This is a genomic window from Roseovarius sp. JB2-10 (genome assembly GCF_055693585.1).
Map to the genome: position 1 here is coordinate 2,897,087 of NZ_CM146337.1, position 16,312 is coordinate 2,913,398.

16 protein-coding genes and 1 pseudogene are annotated in these 16,312 nt (G+C 57.7%); 11 read left to right on the forward strand and 6 right to left on the reverse strand.

What is annotated here, in order from left to right; genetic code table 11:
• Positions 1-406: 406 nt before the first annotated feature.
• The 3 genes and pseudogenes from recA to ACZ1HJ_RS14525 all read left to right on the forward strand — a co-directional run bounded on the left by recA (position 407) and on the right by ACZ1HJ_RS14525 (position 4,578).
• The gene (gene recA, locus ACZ1HJ_RS14515; protein ID WP_472719370.1) at positions 407-1,501 is read left to right on the forward strand and encodes a recombinase RecA; all 1,095 of its coding nucleotides are present in this window, start codon (positions 407-409) and stop codon (positions 1,499-1,501) included.
• Between the two features lie 125 nt (positions 1,502-1,626).
• Positions 1,627-4,289, forward strand: a pseudogene (gene alaS, locus ACZ1HJ_RS14520) (alanine--tRNA ligase).
• A gap of 1 nt (position 4,290) precedes the next feature.
• A complete protein-coding gene (locus tag ACZ1HJ_RS14525) occupies positions 4,291-4,578 on the forward strand; it encodes a DUF1330 domain-containing protein (RefSeq protein WP_472719371.1) in 288 nt (95 codons plus the stop codon).
• Between the two features lie 6 nt (positions 4,579-4,584).
• Here the strand turns inward: ACZ1HJ_RS14525 and typA are convergent, their stop codons facing one another.
• Both typA and ACZ1HJ_RS14535 read right to left on the reverse strand, forming a co-directional pair.
• Positions 4,585-6,405: a translational GTPase TypA gene (gene typA, locus ACZ1HJ_RS14530; protein ID WP_472719372.1), complete on the reverse strand. Its 1,821-nt coding sequence runs from the start codon at positions 6,403-6,405 to the stop codon at positions 4,585-4,587.
• A gap of 85 nt (positions 6,406-6,490) precedes the next feature.
• Complete coding sequence (locus tag ACZ1HJ_RS14535; protein ID WP_472719373.1) at positions 6,491-7,417, reverse strand: GNAT family N-acetyltransferase; 927 nt, start codon at positions 7,415-7,417, stop codon at positions 6,491-6,493.
• A 46-nt stretch (positions 7,418-7,463) separates the two neighbouring features.
• On the opposite strand from ACZ1HJ_RS14535, the gene ACZ1HJ_RS14540 reads away from it, so the two are divergent.
• The gene (locus tag ACZ1HJ_RS14540; RefSeq protein ID WP_472719374.1) at positions 7,464-7,601 is read left to right on the forward strand and encodes a hypothetical protein; all 138 of its coding nucleotides are present in this window, start codon (positions 7,464-7,466) and stop codon (positions 7,599-7,601) included.
• 56 nt (positions 7,602-7,657) lie between these two features.
• Here ACZ1HJ_RS14540 and ssb read toward each other — a convergent pair whose 3' ends face one another.
• A complete protein-coding gene (gene ssb / locus ACZ1HJ_RS14545) occupies positions 7,658-8,140 on the reverse strand; it encodes a single-stranded DNA-binding protein (protein ID WP_472719375.1) in 483 nt (160 codons plus the stop codon).
• 189 nt (positions 8,141-8,329) lie between these two features.
• Between ssb and ACZ1HJ_RS14550 the strand changes: the two genes are divergently transcribed.
• Positions 8,330-8,923 carry a lytic transglycosylase domain-containing protein gene (locus tag ACZ1HJ_RS14550; protein ID WP_472719376.1) on the forward strand — a complete coding sequence of 198 codons (594 nt, stop codon included), beginning with the start codon at positions 8,330-8,332 and terminating at the stop codon, positions 8,921-8,923.
• A gap of 3 nt (positions 8,924-8,926) precedes the next feature.
• Here ACZ1HJ_RS14550 and ACZ1HJ_RS14555 read toward each other — a convergent pair whose 3' ends face one another.
• The 3 genes from ACZ1HJ_RS14555 to miaA all read right to left on the reverse strand — a co-directional run bounded on the left by ACZ1HJ_RS14555 (position 8,927) and on the right by miaA (position 10,694).
• Positions 8,927-9,397, reverse strand: a complete 471-nt coding sequence (locus ACZ1HJ_RS14555) for a helix-turn-helix transcriptional regulator (RefSeq protein ID WP_472719377.1) — start codon at positions 9,395-9,397, stop codon at positions 8,927-8,929.
• Positions 9,357-9,734: a hypothetical protein gene (locus ACZ1HJ_RS14560; RefSeq protein WP_472719378.1), complete on the reverse strand. Its 378-nt coding sequence runs from the start codon at positions 9,732-9,734 to the stop codon at positions 9,357-9,359. Before ACZ1HJ_RS14560 ends, ACZ1HJ_RS14555 begins: the two co-directional genes overlap by 41 nt.
• Before the next feature lie 78 nt (positions 9,735-9,812).
• The gene (gene miaA, locus ACZ1HJ_RS14565) at positions 9,813-10,694 is read right to left on the reverse strand and encodes a tRNA (adenosine(37)-N6)-dimethylallyltransferase MiaA (protein ID WP_472719379.1); all 882 of its coding nucleotides are present in this window, start codon (positions 10,692-10,694) and stop codon (positions 9,813-9,815) included.
• Between the two features lie 140 nt (positions 10,695-10,834).
• On the opposite strand from miaA, the gene pyrH reads away from it, so the two are divergent.
• The 6 genes from pyrH to rseP are packed head-to-tail and all read left to right on the forward strand — an operon-like array spanning position 10,835 to position 16,259.
• The gene (gene pyrH / locus ACZ1HJ_RS14570) at positions 10,835-11,566 is read left to right on the forward strand and encodes a UMP kinase (protein ID WP_472719380.1); all 732 of its coding nucleotides are present in this window, start codon (positions 10,835-10,837) and stop codon (positions 11,564-11,566) included.
• A gap of 51 nt (positions 11,567-11,617) precedes the next feature.
• Positions 11,618-12,181 carry a ribosome recycling factor gene (frr, locus tag ACZ1HJ_RS14575; protein ID WP_472719381.1) on the forward strand — a complete coding sequence of 188 codons (564 nt, stop codon included), beginning with the start codon at positions 11,618-11,620 and terminating at the stop codon, positions 12,179-12,181.
• Complete coding sequence (locus ACZ1HJ_RS14580; RefSeq protein WP_472719382.1) at positions 12,181-12,936, forward strand: isoprenyl transferase; 756 nt, start codon at positions 12,181-12,183, stop codon at positions 12,934-12,936. The genes frr and ACZ1HJ_RS14580 overlap by 1 nt, the downstream gene beginning before the upstream one ends.
• Entirely contained in the window at positions 12,933-13,715 is a 783-nt protein-coding gene (locus ACZ1HJ_RS14585; protein WP_472719383.1) for a phosphatidate cytidylyltransferase, read from the forward strand. The genes ACZ1HJ_RS14580 and ACZ1HJ_RS14585 overlap by 4 nt, the downstream gene beginning before the upstream one ends.
• A 13-nt stretch (positions 13,716-13,728) precedes the next feature.
• Positions 13,729-14,907 (forward strand): 1-deoxy-D-xylulose-5-phosphate reductoisomerase, encoded by a 1,179-nt coding sequence (dxr, locus tag ACZ1HJ_RS14590; RefSeq protein WP_472719384.1) that lies wholly within the window; start codon positions 13,729-13,731, stop codon positions 14,905-14,907.
• 2 nt (positions 14,908-14,909) lie between these two features.
• Positions 14,910-16,259, forward strand: a complete 1,350-nt coding sequence (gene rseP, locus ACZ1HJ_RS14595) for an RIP metalloprotease RseP (RefSeq protein WP_472719385.1) — start codon at positions 14,910-14,912, stop codon at positions 16,257-16,259.
• Positions 16,260-16,312 lie beyond the last annotated feature (53 nt).

The window sequence follows — 16,312 nt, forward strand, 5'->3', positions numbered from 1 at the left end:
AACTCTCATTTGCATTAGAATTACCAAAAAATCGCCCGTCAGAGATAATCAGGGAATATGAGAATCAAGGCGCATGGCGAGGTGTTTCCTCGCTTTGGTCCAATTGTGCTTCCGTATCTCACTGGTCGATTAACTCTTTGGCGGTTTGGTCTCACGGCCGAACCCGCGTGTTAACTAAAAACTCTGCGGATTTTTGTGTTTGAAAACAAGTAGTTTGCAAGGTTGTGGCGCCATCGACGTCAATTCCAAATGCGTGTAAACGACTCTTTAACCGTTCCCAACAAGACTAAAACTCTGAACAATTTTCTTGAAATGTTCTCTTTTTGTCTCCATACAAATGAGAACAAGAAGAGAACAAGGCAACGATTGCCGCCCGCAACAGGGTGTGGAATAAGGAAGCAAAGCAATGGCAACGGCAGAACTTTTGGCGATGGACAACAAGAAATCAGCAGACAAGCAAAAAGCGCTGGATAGTGCTTTGGCACAGATCGAACGGCAGTTCGGCAAGGGCTCGATCATGAAGCTGGGTGCTGACAATCCTGCGCAAGATATTGAATCTACGTCAACAGGGTCTCTGGGCCTTGATATTGCACTGGGCATCGGTGGTGTTCCAAAGGGCCGCATTGTCGAAATCTACGGACCGGAAAGCTCGGGCAAGACGACGCTGACACTACATTGCATTGCTGAGGAACAGAAAAAAGGCGGCGTTTGTGCCTTTGTTGATGCCGAACATGCGCTGGATCCGATTTACGCCAAAAAGCTCGGTGTCGACCTCGACGAATTGCTGATCTCGCAGCCCGATACCGGTGAACAGTCGTTGGAAATTGTCGACACGTTGGTGCGCTCCGGCGCGGTCAGTATGATTGTGGTGGATTCCGTAGCGGCGTTGACCCCAAAATCCGAGCTCGAAGGCGAAATGGGTGATAGCAGCGTTGGCGTGCATGCCCGTTTGATGAGCCAGGCGATGCGTAAATTGACCGGCTCAATCAACCGCACCAAATGTACGGTGATTTTCATCAACCAGATCCGTATGAAGATCGGCGTCATGTTTGGTAGCCCTGAAACAACCACGGGCGGCAATGCGCTAAAATTCTATAGCTCGGTGCGTTTGGATATCCGTCGCATCGGCGCGCTGAAGGATCGTGATGAAGTGGTCGGCAACGCGACCCGCGTCAAAGTGGTCAAGAACAAGGTTGCGCCGCCCTTCAAACAGGTCGAATTCGACATCATGTATGGCGAAGGGATCAGCAAAATGGGCGAACTTCTTGATCTTGGATCTAAAGCAGGCGTTGTTGAAAAATCCGGCAGTTGGTTCAGCTACGGCGATGAACGGATTGGGCAGGGCCGCGAAAATGCCAAGACCTTCCTGAAGGAAAACCAACATATCGCATTGGAAATAGAGGATAAAATTCGTGCCGCACACGGGCTGGACTTCGATATGCCTGAAGCGGAAGCGCAGGCCGTCAAGGACGCACCGGACGACGATATTCTGGAAGCCTGAAATACGCGAAATTCTTGATGGAAAGGCCCGGGTGATCGCCCGGGCTTTTTCTTGCGGTGGACATGCGAGGCGGGCAGGGATAAATCAGCGGGACGCCAGGCCTTACACCCCCGAAAGAGTTGCCCATGCCGACGCTAAATGAAATCCGCTCGACCTTCCTGAACTTCTTTGATCGCAATGATCACGAGGTGGTGGACAGCTCGCCCTTGGTGCCGCGTAACGACCCGACGTTGATGTTCACCAATTCGGGCATGGTGCAATTCAAAAACCTGTTCACCGGCGTCGAAAATCGCGACTACAAGCGGGCATCGACCAGTCAGAAATGTGTGCGTGCAGGGGGCAAACATAACGACCTGGACAACGTGGGTTATACGGCGCGGCACCACACGTTTTTTGAGATGCTCGGGAATTTCAGTTTTGGGGATTACTTCAAAAATGAAGCGATCCCCTTTGCCTGGGACCTGCTGACTAAAGATTTCGAACTCGACAAATCGAAACTGCTGGTCACCGTGTACCACACCGATGACGAAGCCGCTGACATCTGGAAAAAATATGCGGGTCTTTCGGATGATCGAATTATCCGCATCGCGACCGATGACAATTTCTGGTCCATGGGCCCGACGGGGCCATGCGGGCCGTGCACCGAGATTTTCTATGATCATGGGCCCGAAATCTGGGGGGGCCACCAGGCAGTCCGGAAGAAGACGGCGACCGGTTCATCGAAATATGGAACCTCGTTTTCATGCAAAACGAACGGTTTGAAGACGGCTCACAAGTCGATCTGGAAATGCAGTCGATCGACACCGGCATGGGACTAGAGCGAATTGGCGCTTTGCTGCAGGGCAAGCACGATAATTACGACACGGATCTGATGCGCAGCCTGATCGAGGCCAGTGCCAATGTCACAAGTCAGGACCCAGATGGGCCGGGCAACGTGCATCATCGCGTAATCGCGGATCACCTGCGGTCGACCTCTTTCCTGATTGCCGACGGTGTGATGCCCTCGAATGAGGGCCGGGGTTACGTGTTGCGACGCATCATGCGACGGGCCATGCGGCATGCGCATTTGTTAGGTGCAAAAGACCCGGTCATGCACCAGCTTGTTCCGGCTCTGGTGGCTCAGATGGGGCAGGCGTTTCCGGAATTGGGACGTGCGCAATCGTTGATTGAAGAAACGCTCAAGCTTGAAGAAACCCGGTTCAAAACAACATTGGACCGCGGGTTGCGGCTATTGGAAGATGAATTGGGCGGCCTGCCGGAATCGGCGGCGTTGCCGGGTCAAACGGCGTTCAAGCTCTACGACACCTATGGGTTCCCGCTCGATTTGACGCAGGATGCTTTGCGCGAAAAGGGCCGGGAAGTTGACGTTGCCGGTTTTGACACGGCCATGGCGGAGCAAAAGGCCAAGGCCCGCGCCGCATGGTCCGGCACTGGCGAAGCTGCCGACGACAGCGTCTGGTTTGACGTGGCCGAAGAACACGGCACCACGGATTTTCTGGGATATGACACCGAAGTTGCGGAAGGTCAGATCGTTGGCCTGGTCCACGACGGCGCAATCACCGAAACGGCAGACACGGGTGACAGCGTGCAAATTGCACTGAACCAGACGCCGTTTTACGCAGAATCCGGGGGCCAGGTTGGCGATACCGGCGTGCTGAAAACGGAAACGGGTGCGGCGCGGATCACGGACACTAAGAAATCTGCCGGCGTTTTCATTCACCTGGCGGAGATTACCGAGGGCAAGCTGCAAAACGGACAAGCGGCGCAGTTGATTGTGGATCACGCCCGACGGACCGCCATTCGCTCGAACCATTCAGCCACACATCTTCTGCATGAGGCGTTGCGTAAGGCATTGGGGGATCACGTGGCGCAACGTGGCTCACTCAATGCCGAAGATCGCTTGCGGTTTGACTTCAGTCATACAAAGGCGCTGTCGGAAGATGAGTTGGCGCAGGTGGAGACGGAAGTGAACGCCTATATCCGCCAAAACGCCCCGGTTGAAACCCGGATTATGACCCCGGACGATGCGCGCGATCTGGGCGCGCAGGCGCTGTTCGGCGAAAAATACGGGGATGAAGTCCGCGTGGTGTCTATGGGGGTCGAAGCCGGGTCCGGTAAAGGCATGGATGGCGAGACATATTCACTCGAACTTTGCGGCGGCACGCATGTGCGCCAGACGGGGGATATCGGCTTGTTCGTGACGCTTGGCGATTCTGCCTCCAGCGCGGGCGTGCGCCGTATAGAAGCCCTGACCGGTGCCGAGGCTTTCAAACACCTGAGTGACCAAGACAGTCGCGTGTCGGAACTGGCCGGTGAATTGAAAGCGCAGCCACAGGATGTTGTTACCCGGGTCAAGGCGTTGATGGATGAGCGCAAAGCTTTGACCAATGAAGTCGCACAGCTGCGTCGCGAATTGGCGATGGCAGGCGGCGCGGGACAGGGCGACGGCCCCGACGCGCAAGACATCAACGGCGTCAAGTTCATGGCGCAAGTGCTCAGCGGTGTGTCGGGCAAGGACCTGCCCGCGCTGATTGACGAACACAAGACCCGCCTGGGCTCGGGTGCGGTGCTGTTGATTGCCGATACCGGTGATAAGGTCGCCGTGGCGGCAGGTGTCACGGATGATTTGACCGCGGCTATTTCTGCCGTTGATCTGGTGCGCGCGGCGGTGCCAGAGTTGGGGGGCAAGGGTGGTGGTGGTCGTCCGGACATGGCGCAAGGTGGGGGCAAGGATGCCGCCAACGCTGACGCCGCCATCAAGGCCGCAAGCGCAGTTTTGGAGGGATAAAATGCCAGCACTTTGGATTGCACGCGTTGATGTAACGAATGCGGATGAATACGGAAAATACATCGAGGTCGCGTCGGTCGTGATCCCCGATCACGGTGGTGTATTCATCGCCCGCGGTGGCCGCGTGGAGCAGATCGAAGGACAAGGGCGGGCGCGCAATGTTGTCGCGAAATTCCCGTCGGTTGATGCCGCCTTGGCCGCGTATAACGATCCGCGCTATCAGGAAGCAGTGGTCATTGCCAAAGGCGCATCTGAACGCGAAATCGTTGTGGTTGAGACGACCGAATAGCCAGCGTCAGAGCGTTTTTGACATCCGTTTGCGTTCATGCGGATCCAGGTAGCGCTTGCGCAGACGGATCGCATTTGGCGTCACTTCGACCAGTTCATCGTCGTCGATATAGGCAATCGCTTCTTCAAGGCTCATGGTGATCGGCGTGGTCAGGCGGACGGCTTCATCGGTGCCGCTGGCGCGCACGTTGGTCAGTTTCTTGCCCTTGAGCGGGTTCACTTCGAGGTCATTTTCGCGGCTGTGTTCGCCAATTATCATGCCGGTGTAAACCTTGGCCTGTGCGCCAATGAACATACGGCCCCGGTCCTCCAGGTTCCACAGCGCGTAGGCAACGGAATCCCCGTTTTCCATTGAAATCAACACACCGGCCCGACGCCCCGGAATGGACCCTTTATGCGGCGCCCAGCCGTGAAAAACGCGGTTCAAAACGCCGGTGCCACGGGTATCGGTCAGAAATTCGCCGTGATATCCGATCAATCCACGAGAGGGCACATGGGCGATGATCCGGGTTTTCCCGGCACCCGCTGGTCTCATCTCAGCTAGTTCGCCTTTGCGCGGCCCGGTGATCTTTTCGATGACAGCACCAGAATAATCGTCGTCGACGTCGATGGTCACTTCTTCGATCGGCTCCAGTTTTTTACCGTCCTCATCATCGCGCAGCAGAACTTGTGGGCGCGAAATGCTTAGCTCAAACCCTTCGCGGCGCATGTTTTCGATCAACACGCCCATCTGCAATTCACCACGTCCCGCCACCTCGAACGCTTCGCCGCCAGGCGTATCGCTGATGCGAATGGCCACGTTGCTTTCGGCCTCCTTCATCAGACGTTCACGAATAACGCGCGATTGGACCTTTTTTCCGTCACGGCCTGCCAGCGGGCTGTCATTGATGCCAAAAGTGACGGTGATTGTAGGTGGATCAATCGGTTGCGCCTCCAGCGGTTCATCCACTGCGAGGGCGCAGATCGTGTCGGCCACGGTTGCTTTTGACATGCCCGCCAAACTTACGATGTCACCGGCGACAGCTTCGTCGATATCCTGGGTCGCAAGGCCGCGGAAGGCCTGAATTTTCGTCACGCGAAACTGTTCGATCTTTTGGCCGACGCGGGACAGAGCCTGCACGGTGGCGCCGACTTTGAGCTTACCCGATTCAACGCGACCGGTGAGGATACGTCCAACAAAAGGATCGCTGCCAAGCGTGGTGGCCAGCATCCGGAAGTCTTCATCCTGGCGCGCAATCTGACGCGGGGCAGGGACGTGATTGACGATCAGGTCAAACATCGCATCCAGGTTCTTGCGCGGCCCGTCCAGTTCATGATCGGCCCAGCCTGACCGGCCCGAGGCATACATGTGTGGGAAATCCAATTGATCCTCTGAGGCGTCGAGATTGGCAAAGAGATCGAAACACTCGTCCAGCGCACGGTCCGGCTCGGCATCGGGTTTGTCGACCTTGTTGAGCACAACGATCGGACGCAGCCCAAGGGCCAGCGCCTTGGAGGTGACGAACTTGGTTTGCGGCATCGGCCCTTCGGCCGCATCAACCAGCAGGACCACCCCGTCAACCATGCTCAGGATCCGCTCAACCTCACCACCGAAATCGGCGTGGCCGGGCGTATCGACGATATTGATCCGCGTGCCTTTCCACTCAACACTGGTGGGTTTGGCAAAGATCGTGATGCCACGCTCGCGCTCCAGATCATTGCTGTCCATGGCGCGCTCATCAACGGATTGGTTTTCGCGAAATGCGCCGGATTGTTTCAGCAATTCGTCCACCAAGGTGGTTTTGCCGTGGTCAACGTGGGCAATGATTGCGATGTTGCGCATATCCATGGGGTGCGTGTCCTTGGTTGTTTGCCCGCGCCCTATACGCCGCCGCCCCGAAAGGCCAGAGGCAAAGCGACGCGGTGGTCGTGTTTCACGCGGCGACGTTGCGGTTGCGCCGTGCCCGTCGGATTTGGGGCAATATAAGCGCGGATGGCCCCAAGGAACGCACTTGGGCGCCGCTCCCGATTTTGAACCGGGCAAGACCGGCCGCGTTTTCCGTATCCACGATGCCCAGATCAAACCGTTCATAGCGCTTGCGCGCAAGCCAGTTCGCGGCCTCCCAAAGCGCAAGGTTATGCGCGGACATCTCGCGTCCATCCGGCCCGGTCCAGCCAATATGGTAGGTGGCCACGGGCCGGTGCAGCAAAAGCAACAGGAAGGCGACGGGAACACTGCCATACATGACGCAAAAGAGACGGGTTTGTTTGGGATTGGCGCGGGCCCAGGCCATCACGAATTCCGGCGGTAAGGCCCGGTACCGTCGGGATTTCCTTTGGCGCGCTTCGAGATCCAGCAAGCCGACATCGCGGGCCGTATCAAACGCACGGTGGATGATCCGAAGGCCCGCGCGTTGGGCGTGCCGCAACCGGTTGCGCCATTTGCCATGCTGTGCGGCAAGACGGGCCGCCTCATCCTGTGTCAGGTCAATTTCACCGACATGTTGCGGCGTCATCAGCGGTCGGTGTTTCAGGGGCCCAAGATCAGCAGGTGTGTCCGGAGAGATCAGCCACATACCTTTTTCAGGCATCACGTGGGACCATTGATGCATCACGTCGTGGCGGAGGTTTTCCGAAATATCCGGAAGCCAGACAGGCCCGCGCGGCACCCATAACACGCGTACGGGACCAACCTTACGGCGCAGCAATTGCACACGCGCAATCGGCGTTTCTCCATCGCAGACCACGTATTGCGCAACATCCGCCCCCATCTCGGCCACTGCGCGGGCATAGCCGGGGGATTGCTGGACGGCGCATATGGCGGGCGGAAAGGTGACTGTGCTGGCATCGACAAATTTCATGGTTCGATTAACCGTATGAAAACCTAATTCGTGGTTAATCAGACCCATGGCACATAAAAAGCACTACGTTCTTGGGGTCTATGCGCCCGCGTCCCGGCCAACACTGGGTGCGGCGCTGCTGGTGGCGCTTGCCCTCAGCGTGCCGATCTCGGTCACTTTGACCGTCATCGATATGTTGATGTGAAATCAAAAAAGGCCGCCTGACACCGGGCGGCCTTTTCCTCGCTAAATCTGTTTTGATTAAAACGGGATTTCGTCGTCGATATCCCGGGCAGGGGCAGGGCTTCCCATAGGATCACCCTGCGACGGTCCGCTGTCATAATCACCCTGACCACCGCCGCCGTAACCGCCGCCACCTCCACCGCCTTCACCGCGGCCGTCCAGCATCACCAGCGTGCCATCGAAACCTTGCAGCACAACTTCGGTTGAATACCGGTCCTGACCGGACTGGTCCTGCCATTTGCGGGTTTGCAGCTTGCCTTCCAGATAAACCTTGGAGCCCTTGCGCAGATATTGCTCGGCCACGCGTACCAGGCCTTCGGTGAAGATCGCGACGGTGTGCCATTCGGTGCGCTCGCGCCGTTCACCGGTGTTGCGGTCTTTCCACGTCTCGGACGTCGCAATGCGCAGATTGCAGACCTTGCCGCCATTTTGGAATGTTCGCACCTCGGGGTCGCGGCCCAGATTGCCAATGAGAGTTACCTTGTTCACCGATCCGGCCATCGCGACCTCCTTGTCGTGTCCATCAAATTATTCTGTTTGGTTACACCATCGCAGACGGGTAAAGGGAAGGTAAAGTTTTAGAAAAATTAGCATCGAATTGCGCAATCACGCTTATCGTGTTTTGGAATCTGGATATTTTCCTGTTACCGCGTATATTGTGCCGAGTTGGTTTTGGGGGCAGTGACACGTATGCGTAATTTCGTATCCGGGGTTGTGGTGGCAACTTTGTTGATTCCGTTTGCGGCAAGCGCCGAAACGCTATCGACCAAATCACGGGCTAAATTATTCAAATCGCAAACCGGCGTTTTGGATAAACGTGCCCGCCAGCAATACAATAATTCCGTCCGGCTACAGCCGCAAAAGGTGATCACCCCGACCAAGTGGGGTGATACGTCGACCAAGTCGTATAACGGCCAGTATCGTGGTCGTTATCTGCAAATGGCCAAGGACGCCGCGCGCCGTCACGGTGTGCCGAGCGATCTGTTCTTACGGTTGGTGCAGCAGGAATCCGGTTGGAAACCCACGGCGCGGTCGCACAAGGGTGCCATTGGTTTGGCCCAGTTGATGCCCGGCACAGCGCGGTATCTGCGGGTCAATCCGCATGATCCATATGAAAACCTCGAAGGGGGTGCGCGGTATCTGGCGGAACAATACCGGACCTTTGGTTCCTGGCGGCTGGCGTTGGCGGCGTATAATGCGGGGCCGGCAGCGGTCAAAAAACACGGTGGAGTGCCGCCTTATAAAGAGACCAAGAACTACGTGCGCATCATTTGGGGCAGTTGAGCTTTATGTATGCGGCTCGGGCGTAAGGCTGTCCTTCTTGCGCAGGGCGGACGGGGTTGAGCCCGTGTGATGCTGGATGAAGCGCGAGAAATACGTCGCGCTGTTGAACCCCAGATCGGCCGCAATGACGTTTATCGCGGTATCCCCATCTTCCAGAGCGGTCCGGGCGGCATGCAGCACGCGCTCGGTAATCATATCGGCAGCCGTCAGTCCGCAGGATTGACGGCAGGCACGCGTCAGATGTGTGGGCGTGACGCCCAGTGCACGGGCATATTCGGCCAAAGGTTTGCCCAAGCGATAGTCACGCTCCACCAAAGCCGAGAATGCGCGAAGCAGCGGGGCAGAGGCACCGGTTTCGGCGATCGAGGTGTCTTGCTCGATCATCGTGCGGCGCAGCCACACCGTCAGCAGATGGCCCTGTGCCACCACGACCTCATCCGCAAAATCGCGCCCCGCATTTTGTTCGCGCAACATCGAGATCCATCAAGCCGGTTAAATCGGCCTGCGAATGCGCGTCACGAATCCGCAGATGTTGCGGCTCATCCGGCATTAGAATAGGGCCACCAGCCTCGATCAATGCAATATGGCCAAATACATGAGGGCCATAATCAAAGGAAAACAATGTTTTGGCGGGCAAAGCTAAGGCATTGTGCGTGCCCAATCCGCGGCGGGATCCGGTAATTGTACACCGGCCCTGACCGCGGGTGATCCAAATCAGGACATGAGTGTCGAAACTATGCTGCAACTCCCAACGCCATGGGGCGCCATCTGCCCACTGGGCCAGCGTCAGAATGCGGATTGGAACGGTCATGGCGATCAAAAGCCCTGATTTCAGAAGGCTTCTTTTACCAGATGCGTTGGTTTTCGCCAATTATATCAGGCGGCTAAATCACAGACTTAATGGATCAATCGGCAACCATTCGCCCATCCGTGCGCGAAACCAAGTGCGTTGTCGCTTAGCAAACTGACGCGTTGCGATTGTGGCGGCTTCTTTTGCCTCTTCGAGCGATATTTCGCCGAGAAGATGTGAGATCAGCTCAGGGGCGCCGATGGCCTTGGAAGAGGGACGGTTTGGGTCCCAGCCTGTCAGGTTCGCACGCGCTTCGTCCAGCGCTCCTTCGGCCAACATCAGATCAAAGCGTTGTGCAATCCGGGTATTCAGCCAGTCCTTGTCGGCATCCAACAGCAGGGCCGTTGCATCAGACAGGGGCAAGAGCGGGGCAGGTGTTGCATCTTGCCACGCGGCCAGGCCCTGACCGGTGCTGGTCAGAACCTCCCACGCGCGCTGCACCCGCATTGGGTTTTGAACATCAATGCGGGATCGTGTGAGGGCATCCAGATCATTCAGCATCGCGCCCAGATTGCCCGCCTTGCGCAGGACGTCTGCACGGGCCCGGACCGTATCGGGCGTGGGTGGAATCTCCGCCAACCCCTCTGTCAGCGCCGAAAAATAGAGGCCTGTGCCGCCCACGATAATAGGCCGCAATGACCCCGCCAGAAGATCCGCAACCTCGCGCAGCCAATGGCCCGCGGAATAGGGCGCGTCGGGTGCAACATGGCCGTAAAGCGCGTGCGGCACCGCAGCCTCATCCGCAAGCGACGGACGGGCGGATAACACCCGCCAGTTGCTGAAAACCTGCAGGGCGTCCGCATTGATCACGACGCCGCCATGGGTTTGAGCGATATCAAGTGCGAGGGCCGATTTGCCCGATGCCGTGGGGCCGGCAATCAAAACCGGACGGTCCGGCGGGAGATCAATCGTTAGCTTCATCGCGCCCGTCAGATACGGCAGTTTGCCCCCTCATGCGAGGCAGTTTTGTGCAAAATAGGTAAAAGAGCTTACTCAGTGATTGAACCCATCTCATTTTTCGGACATTTTGCGCGCGATTGACCGATGCGGAGAGAGTGCCAATGTCAGAGCCCCACAGCCCCGAAACGAAATTCGACCGCGTCATGTTGAAAATCTCAGGTGAAGCGTTGATGGGGGATCAGGGATTTGGCTTGAATCCTCCTACCGTGGAACGGATCGCCAGCGAAGTGAAAATCGTCCATGACATGGGGGTCGAGATTTGCATGGTCATCGGCGGCGGCAACATCTTTCGCGGCTTGCAGGGCAGCGCGCAGGGGATGGAACGGACAACCGCTGATTACATGGGTATGCTCGCAACGGTAATGAACGCGCTGGCGATGCAAAGTGCGCTTGAGAAACTTGGCGTGTTCTGCCGGGTGATTTCTGCCATTCGTATGGATGAGGTGGCCGAGCCCTACATCCGCCGCCGGGCCGTGCGCCATCTGGAGAAAAAACGGGTCTGCATATTCGCGGCAGGCACAGGCAACCCGTATTTCACAACCGATACGGCCGCCACGCTGCGGGCCAATGAAATGGCCTGCCAGGCGATCTTCAAGGGCACCAAGGTGGACGGCATCTACGACAAGGATCCGGTCACCAATAGCGACGCCAAACGGTATGACCGCGTGAGCTATGACGAGGTGTTGGCCAAGAACCTCAAGGTGATGGATGCCAGCGCAATCGCTCTGGCGCGCGACAACAGCCTGCCGATCATTGTGTTCTCTTTGGATGAGCCGGGCGGGTTCAAAGGTATACTGGCCGGGGATGGTACCTATACAACCGTGCACGGTTGACGCTAAAGATGAGGCGAGCTGTGGACAGGCCAAACCAAAGGAAGACCGGTAATGGCGGATGATTTTGAGATTGATACGGACGATCTGCAACGGCGAATGGACGGTGCAATCGCCTCATTGAGGACGGAATTTTCGTCACTGCGGACGGGCCGCGCCTCGGCCAGCATGCTGGAGCCGGTCATGGTGGATGCCTATGGCCAGAACACGCCGATTAATCAGGTGGGCACGGTGAACGTTCCCGAACCCCGCATGGTCACGGTGAACGTCTGGGATAAGGGTCTTGTCGGCAAGGTCGAAAAAGCGATCCGCGAAAGTGGGTTGGGCATCAACCCGCAGCTCAACGGCACGATCATCATGCTGCCGATCCCCGAACTGAACGAAGAGCGCCGCAGGGAACTGACCAAAGTCGCCTCGCAATACGCCGAAAATGCGCGCGTGGCCGTGCGCAACGTGCGCCGGGATGGCATGGATCAGATCAAGAAGGCCAAGGCCGATGGCATGTCGGAAGATGACCAAAAATTCTGGGAAACCGAGGTGCAGGACCTGACCGATAAATACATCACCAATGTCGATGAAGCGCTTGAGGTCAAACAAGCAGAAATCATGCAGGTCTGATGGCCGTGAAACCCGAAGTTCCATCCATTGATGCGCCGGTAGAGGCCCCGACAGACGGCCCGCGCCATGTGGCGATCATCATGGATGGCAATGGCCGGTGGGCGCAGGCGCGCGGACGGCCACGGTTGTTTGGGCACCATGCCGGTGCGCGCCGGGTGCGCGACATCGTAGGGGCCTGTCCGGAACTGGGCGTGAAGTACCTAACCATTTTTGCGTTTTCGACGGAAAACTGGAAGCGAACGCAGACCGAAGTGGCCGGGCTGATGAACCTCTTTCGCCGTTACATCATGAAAGAGATGCAGGAATTCGTAAAAGCCAATGTGCGTGTCCGGTTTATCGGTGATCGCCCCCGTCTTGACGAAAAACTGCGCGGGCTGATGGATGAAGCCGAACGCATGACCAATCAATGTACTGGCACAAATCTGACCATTGCGCTGAACTATGGCGGCCGCGATGAGGTGTCGCGCGCCACCAAGCGTCTGGCGCAGGATGTGGCACTGGGGCGGCTGGATCCCAATGACGTGGATCAGGAAACACTGCCTAAATATCTTGATACCTGCGTTCTGCCCGATCCGGATCTGGTGATCCGCACAAGCGGTGAGGCACGGATCTCGAATTTCCTGCTGTGGCAGTCGGCCTATGCGGAATACGAGTTTATCGATACGCTCTGGCCGGATTTCACCAAGGACATTTTCCGTGACCTCCTGCAGGGATACGGGCTGAGGGATCGCCGTTTCGGGGCTGTCTCCGTATGAGCGACAGCGCGAAATGGGGTGATCTGGCCCCGCGTGTTGCTTCCGGAATAGCCATGGCGGTTGTGGGCGCTGCCGACATCTGGATTGGCGGCGTGATCTTTGAGGTAACCGTGATCGGCCTCAGTGCCATCATGCTCTGGGAAGCGGCGCGGATGTTTGGCGCCGAGCAAACCGCCGCCATTCGCATCAGCCTATTGGGCGCGGCCGCCTTCACGCTGGCCAGCGTGTCACCGATCATGTTGGTCGTCCCGTTTCTGCTGGCCGCCGCCTTGGTCGGGGCCGGGCAGGTGTCGCGGGAACGCGCGCTTTTCACGCCATTTGCTGCCTGGATTCTCGTTGCGGGTTTCTCTGTCTGGACCCTGCGTCAGGAGGCCGGCGTCATGTGGATTTCCTGGCTGGTGCTGATTGTCATCATGTCGGACATTGCCGGGTACTTTGCAGGACGAATGTTGGGCGGGCCCAAATTCTGGCCCGCGATCAGTCCCAAGAAAACATGGTCAGGAACCGTTGCCGGCTGGATCGGCGCCGGGATTGTGGGTGCCTGTTTCATGGGGCCGATGAATGCAGGGCCGATGCTGATTGTGTTGTCGATGTGTGTCGCATTGGCCGGACAAATGGGCGACATCCTCGAAAGCTTTGTCAAACGGCGGGTCGGCGTCAAGGACAGCTCTAACCTGATCCCCGGTCACGGCGGTGTGCTGGATCGGTTGGACGCGCTGTTGGGCGCGGCCATGCTGGTGATGATCCTGTGGTTCATGAAGCTTTTGCCGGGGCTGTGATGAAGGCGCTGGCATGAAAAAGATATCGGTTCTCGGCGCGACCGGTTCGGTCGGGCAAAATACCATTGATCTGATCCGACGCGCGCCAGACGACTATGATGTCGTGGCGTTGACATGCGGCGGGAACATTGCGCAGCTCGCGGCGGATGCCAAAGAACTCAAGGCCGATATTGCTGTAACCGCGCGTGACGATCTTCTGGATGATTTGCGCGCCGCCCTTGCAGGATCTGACGTGAAGGCCGCTGCGGGCACAGATGCGATCGTTGACGCTGCGGCGAGACCAGCGGACTGGGTCATGTCGGCCATCGTGGGTGCCGCAGGGCTGCGCCCGGGCCTGGCCGTATTGGAACAGGGCGCAACACTGGCGCTGGCCAACAAGGAATCGCTGGTGGCGGCCGCCCCCTTGCTTCTGCGCACGGCACGAGAAAACAACGCCCGCATTCTGCCGGTAGACAGCGAACATTCGGCGATCTTTCAGGCGCTTGTGGGCGAGGACCGCGCCGCCGTCACCCGCGTGATCATCACCGCCAGCGGCGGTGCTTTTCGAGACTGGCCGCTGGAGAAACTGGCAACTGCGACGATCGAACAGGCCTCAACACATCCAAATTGGGATATGGGACAGCGGATCACCATCGACAGTGCATCCATGTTCAACAAGGCGCTTGAGATGATTGAGGCGCGTGAGCTCTTTGGCCTGACCTCGGAGCAGGTCGAGGTGCTGATCCATCCGGAATCCACGGTGCATGCCCTTGTGGGGTTTTGCGACGGGGCGCTGATGGCCCATGTTGGCCCGCCGGATATGCGCCACGCCATCGGCTATGCCCTGAACTGGCCCGAGCGGTGCGCCTTGCCGGTCGAACGGTTGGATCTGGCAGCGATTGGCACGCTGACCTTTACCGAACCGGATACCGATCGCTATCCCGCCCTACGTCTTGCCCGCGAGGTCATGCAGACCCGCGGATTGAGCGGCGCGACCTTCAACGCGGCCAAAGAGCGCGCTTTGGACCATTTCATTGCGGGAAAAATCGGATTTTGCGATATGAATGTGATCGTAGAAGAGGTTTTAACCCGGCAATCGTCCGGTCAAAGCCACAATGATGCCGAGATCACCCTTGATAGAGTGCTCGAAGCGGACCATTTGGCACGTATGTGCGCCGATGATGTGATGCGCAAACAGGCAAGTAGGAAGTAAATTTGGATATCGCAACACTGATCCCGCAGTTCGGCAGCCTGTTCACGACCATTCTGGCCTTTGTGGTGGCCCTGTCCATCATCGTGGCGATCCATGAATATGGCCATTACATCGTGGGCCGGTGGTCTGGCATCAAAGCGGAAGTGTTTTCACTGGGTTTTGGTCCGGTGCTCTATTCGCGCGTCGACAAACACGGCACAAAATGGCAGTTCGCCTTGTTGCCCTTTGGCGGCTACGTGAAGTTTCTCGGTGACGCCAATGCGGCCAGCGCCAACACCAATTCCGATGCGGTACAGGAAATGACCCCGGAAATGCGGCGCCAGACCATGCAGGGCGCGCCACTCTGGGCGCGTTCGGCGACCGTAGCGGCGGGACCGATTTTCAACTTTATCCTGTCGATTGTCGTTTTCTCAGGGCTGATGATGTTTCAGGGCAAGGTGGCCGAGCCGCTGGTTGTGGGTGAGGTTTCCCCCATGCCATCGACGGAAATTGGCCTGCTGCCAGGCGATCAGCTTCTGGCAATCGAAGGTGCGGACCTGCCGGAATTTGATGAAACGGGCGCTTTTGATGATTTCATCGAAGCCCTGCCGATAGCGCCGACGCTGTCCTACACGGTGCAGCGGGACGGTCAGGTGATTGATGTGGCGGGGCCCTATCCGATGCCGCCGCGCGCGGTGAACATCTCGCCGCAATCGGCGGCCTATGACATTGACATGAAACAGGGTGACGTCATCACCTCGGTCGACGGGCAGCCGATCTCTGCCTTTTCCGAGCTGAAAGATATTGTCGAAACCTCTGACGGACGGGCCTTGCAGCTCAAGGTCTGGCGGTCGGGTGATCTGATGGATTTCGCGCTGGCGCCGCGCCGGGTTGATGAGCCCCAGCCCGAAGGTGGATTCGCCACAAGCTGGCGCATCGGCATCGCGGGTGGTCTGGCCTTTGAACCGGCCACCGAACCTCTTGGTTTTGGCGCGGCTGTGGCAGGTGGATTTGAACGGACAGGGCAGGTGATCGAAACATCGCTCTCGGGCATGTACCACCTGATCGCAGGCAAGATCAGCAGCTGCAACATGACGGGTCCAATTGGCATTGCGCAGGTCTCGGGCGCGATGGTGCGTCAGGGGGCCGACAGCTTCATTTTGTTCATTGCTTTCCTGTCGACGGCTGTGGGCCTGCTCAACCTCTTTCCGATCCCGGTTCTGGATGGCGGGCATCTGGTGTTCTACGCCTATGAGGCCGTGGCGCGCAAACCCCCAAGTGATCGGGCGCTGCGGGTGCTGATGACCATTGGCCTGACCCTGATTCTGAGCCTCATGGTTTTTGCCATCGGAACCGATATATTGTGCCCGTAGGGACCTGCACGTCACAATATTGCCATAATTTACCCCCAATTGCTGCCGCAATC

Coding starts and splice junctions, on each gene's coding strand:
- dxr (WP_472719384.1), top strand. CDS start 13,729: ATGAAAAAGATATCGGTTCTCGGCGCGACCGGTTCGGTCGGGCAAAAT.
- ssb (WP_472719375.1), bottom strand. CDS start 8,140: ATGGCCGGATCGGTGAACAAGGTAACTCTCATTGGCAATCTGGGCCGC.
- ACZ1HJ_RS14560 (WP_472719378.1), bottom strand. CDS start 9,734: ATGACCGTTCCAATCCGCATTCTGACGCTGGCCCAGTGGGCAGATGGC.
- ACZ1HJ_RS14580 (WP_472719382.1), top strand. CDS start 12,181: ATGGCCGTGAAACCCGAAGTTCCATCCATTGATGCGCCGGTAGAGGCC.
- ACZ1HJ_RS14585 (WP_472719383.1), top strand. CDS start 12,933: ATGAGCGACAGCGCGAAATGGGGTGATCTGGCCCCGCGTGTTGCTTCC.
- ACZ1HJ_RS14555 (WP_472719377.1), bottom strand. CDS start 9,397: ATGTTGCGCGAACAAAATGCGGGGCGCGATTTTGCGGATGAGGTCGTG.
- pyrH (WP_472719380.1), top strand. CDS start 10,835: ATGTCAGAGCCCCACAGCCCCGAAACGAAATTCGACCGCGTCATGTTG.
- typA (WP_472719372.1), bottom strand. CDS start 6,405: ATGGATATGCGCAACATCGCAATCATTGCCCACGTTGACCACGGCAAA.
- ACZ1HJ_RS14535 (WP_472719373.1), bottom strand. CDS start 7,417: ATGAAATTTGTCGATGCCAGCACAGTCACCTTTCCGCCCGCCATATGC.
- ACZ1HJ_RS14550 (WP_472719376.1), top strand. CDS start 8,330: ATGCGTAATTTCGTATCCGGGGTTGTGGTGGCAACTTTGTTGATTCCG.
- miaA (WP_472719379.1), bottom strand. CDS start 10,694: ATGAAGCTAACGATTGATCTCCCGCCGGACCGTCCGGTTTTGATTGCC.
- ACZ1HJ_RS14540 (WP_472719374.1), top strand. CDS start 7,464: ATGGCACATAAAAAGCACTACGTTCTTGGGGTCTATGCGCCCGCGTCC.
- recA (WP_472719370.1), top strand. CDS start 407: ATGGCAACGGCAGAACTTTTGGCGATGGACAACAAGAAATCAGCAGAC.
- frr (WP_472719381.1), top strand. CDS start 11,618: ATGGCGGATGATTTTGAGATTGATACGGACGATCTGCAACGGCGAATG.
- ACZ1HJ_RS14525 (WP_472719371.1), top strand. CDS start 4,291: ATGCCAGCACTTTGGATTGCACGCGTTGATGTAACGAATGCGGATGAA.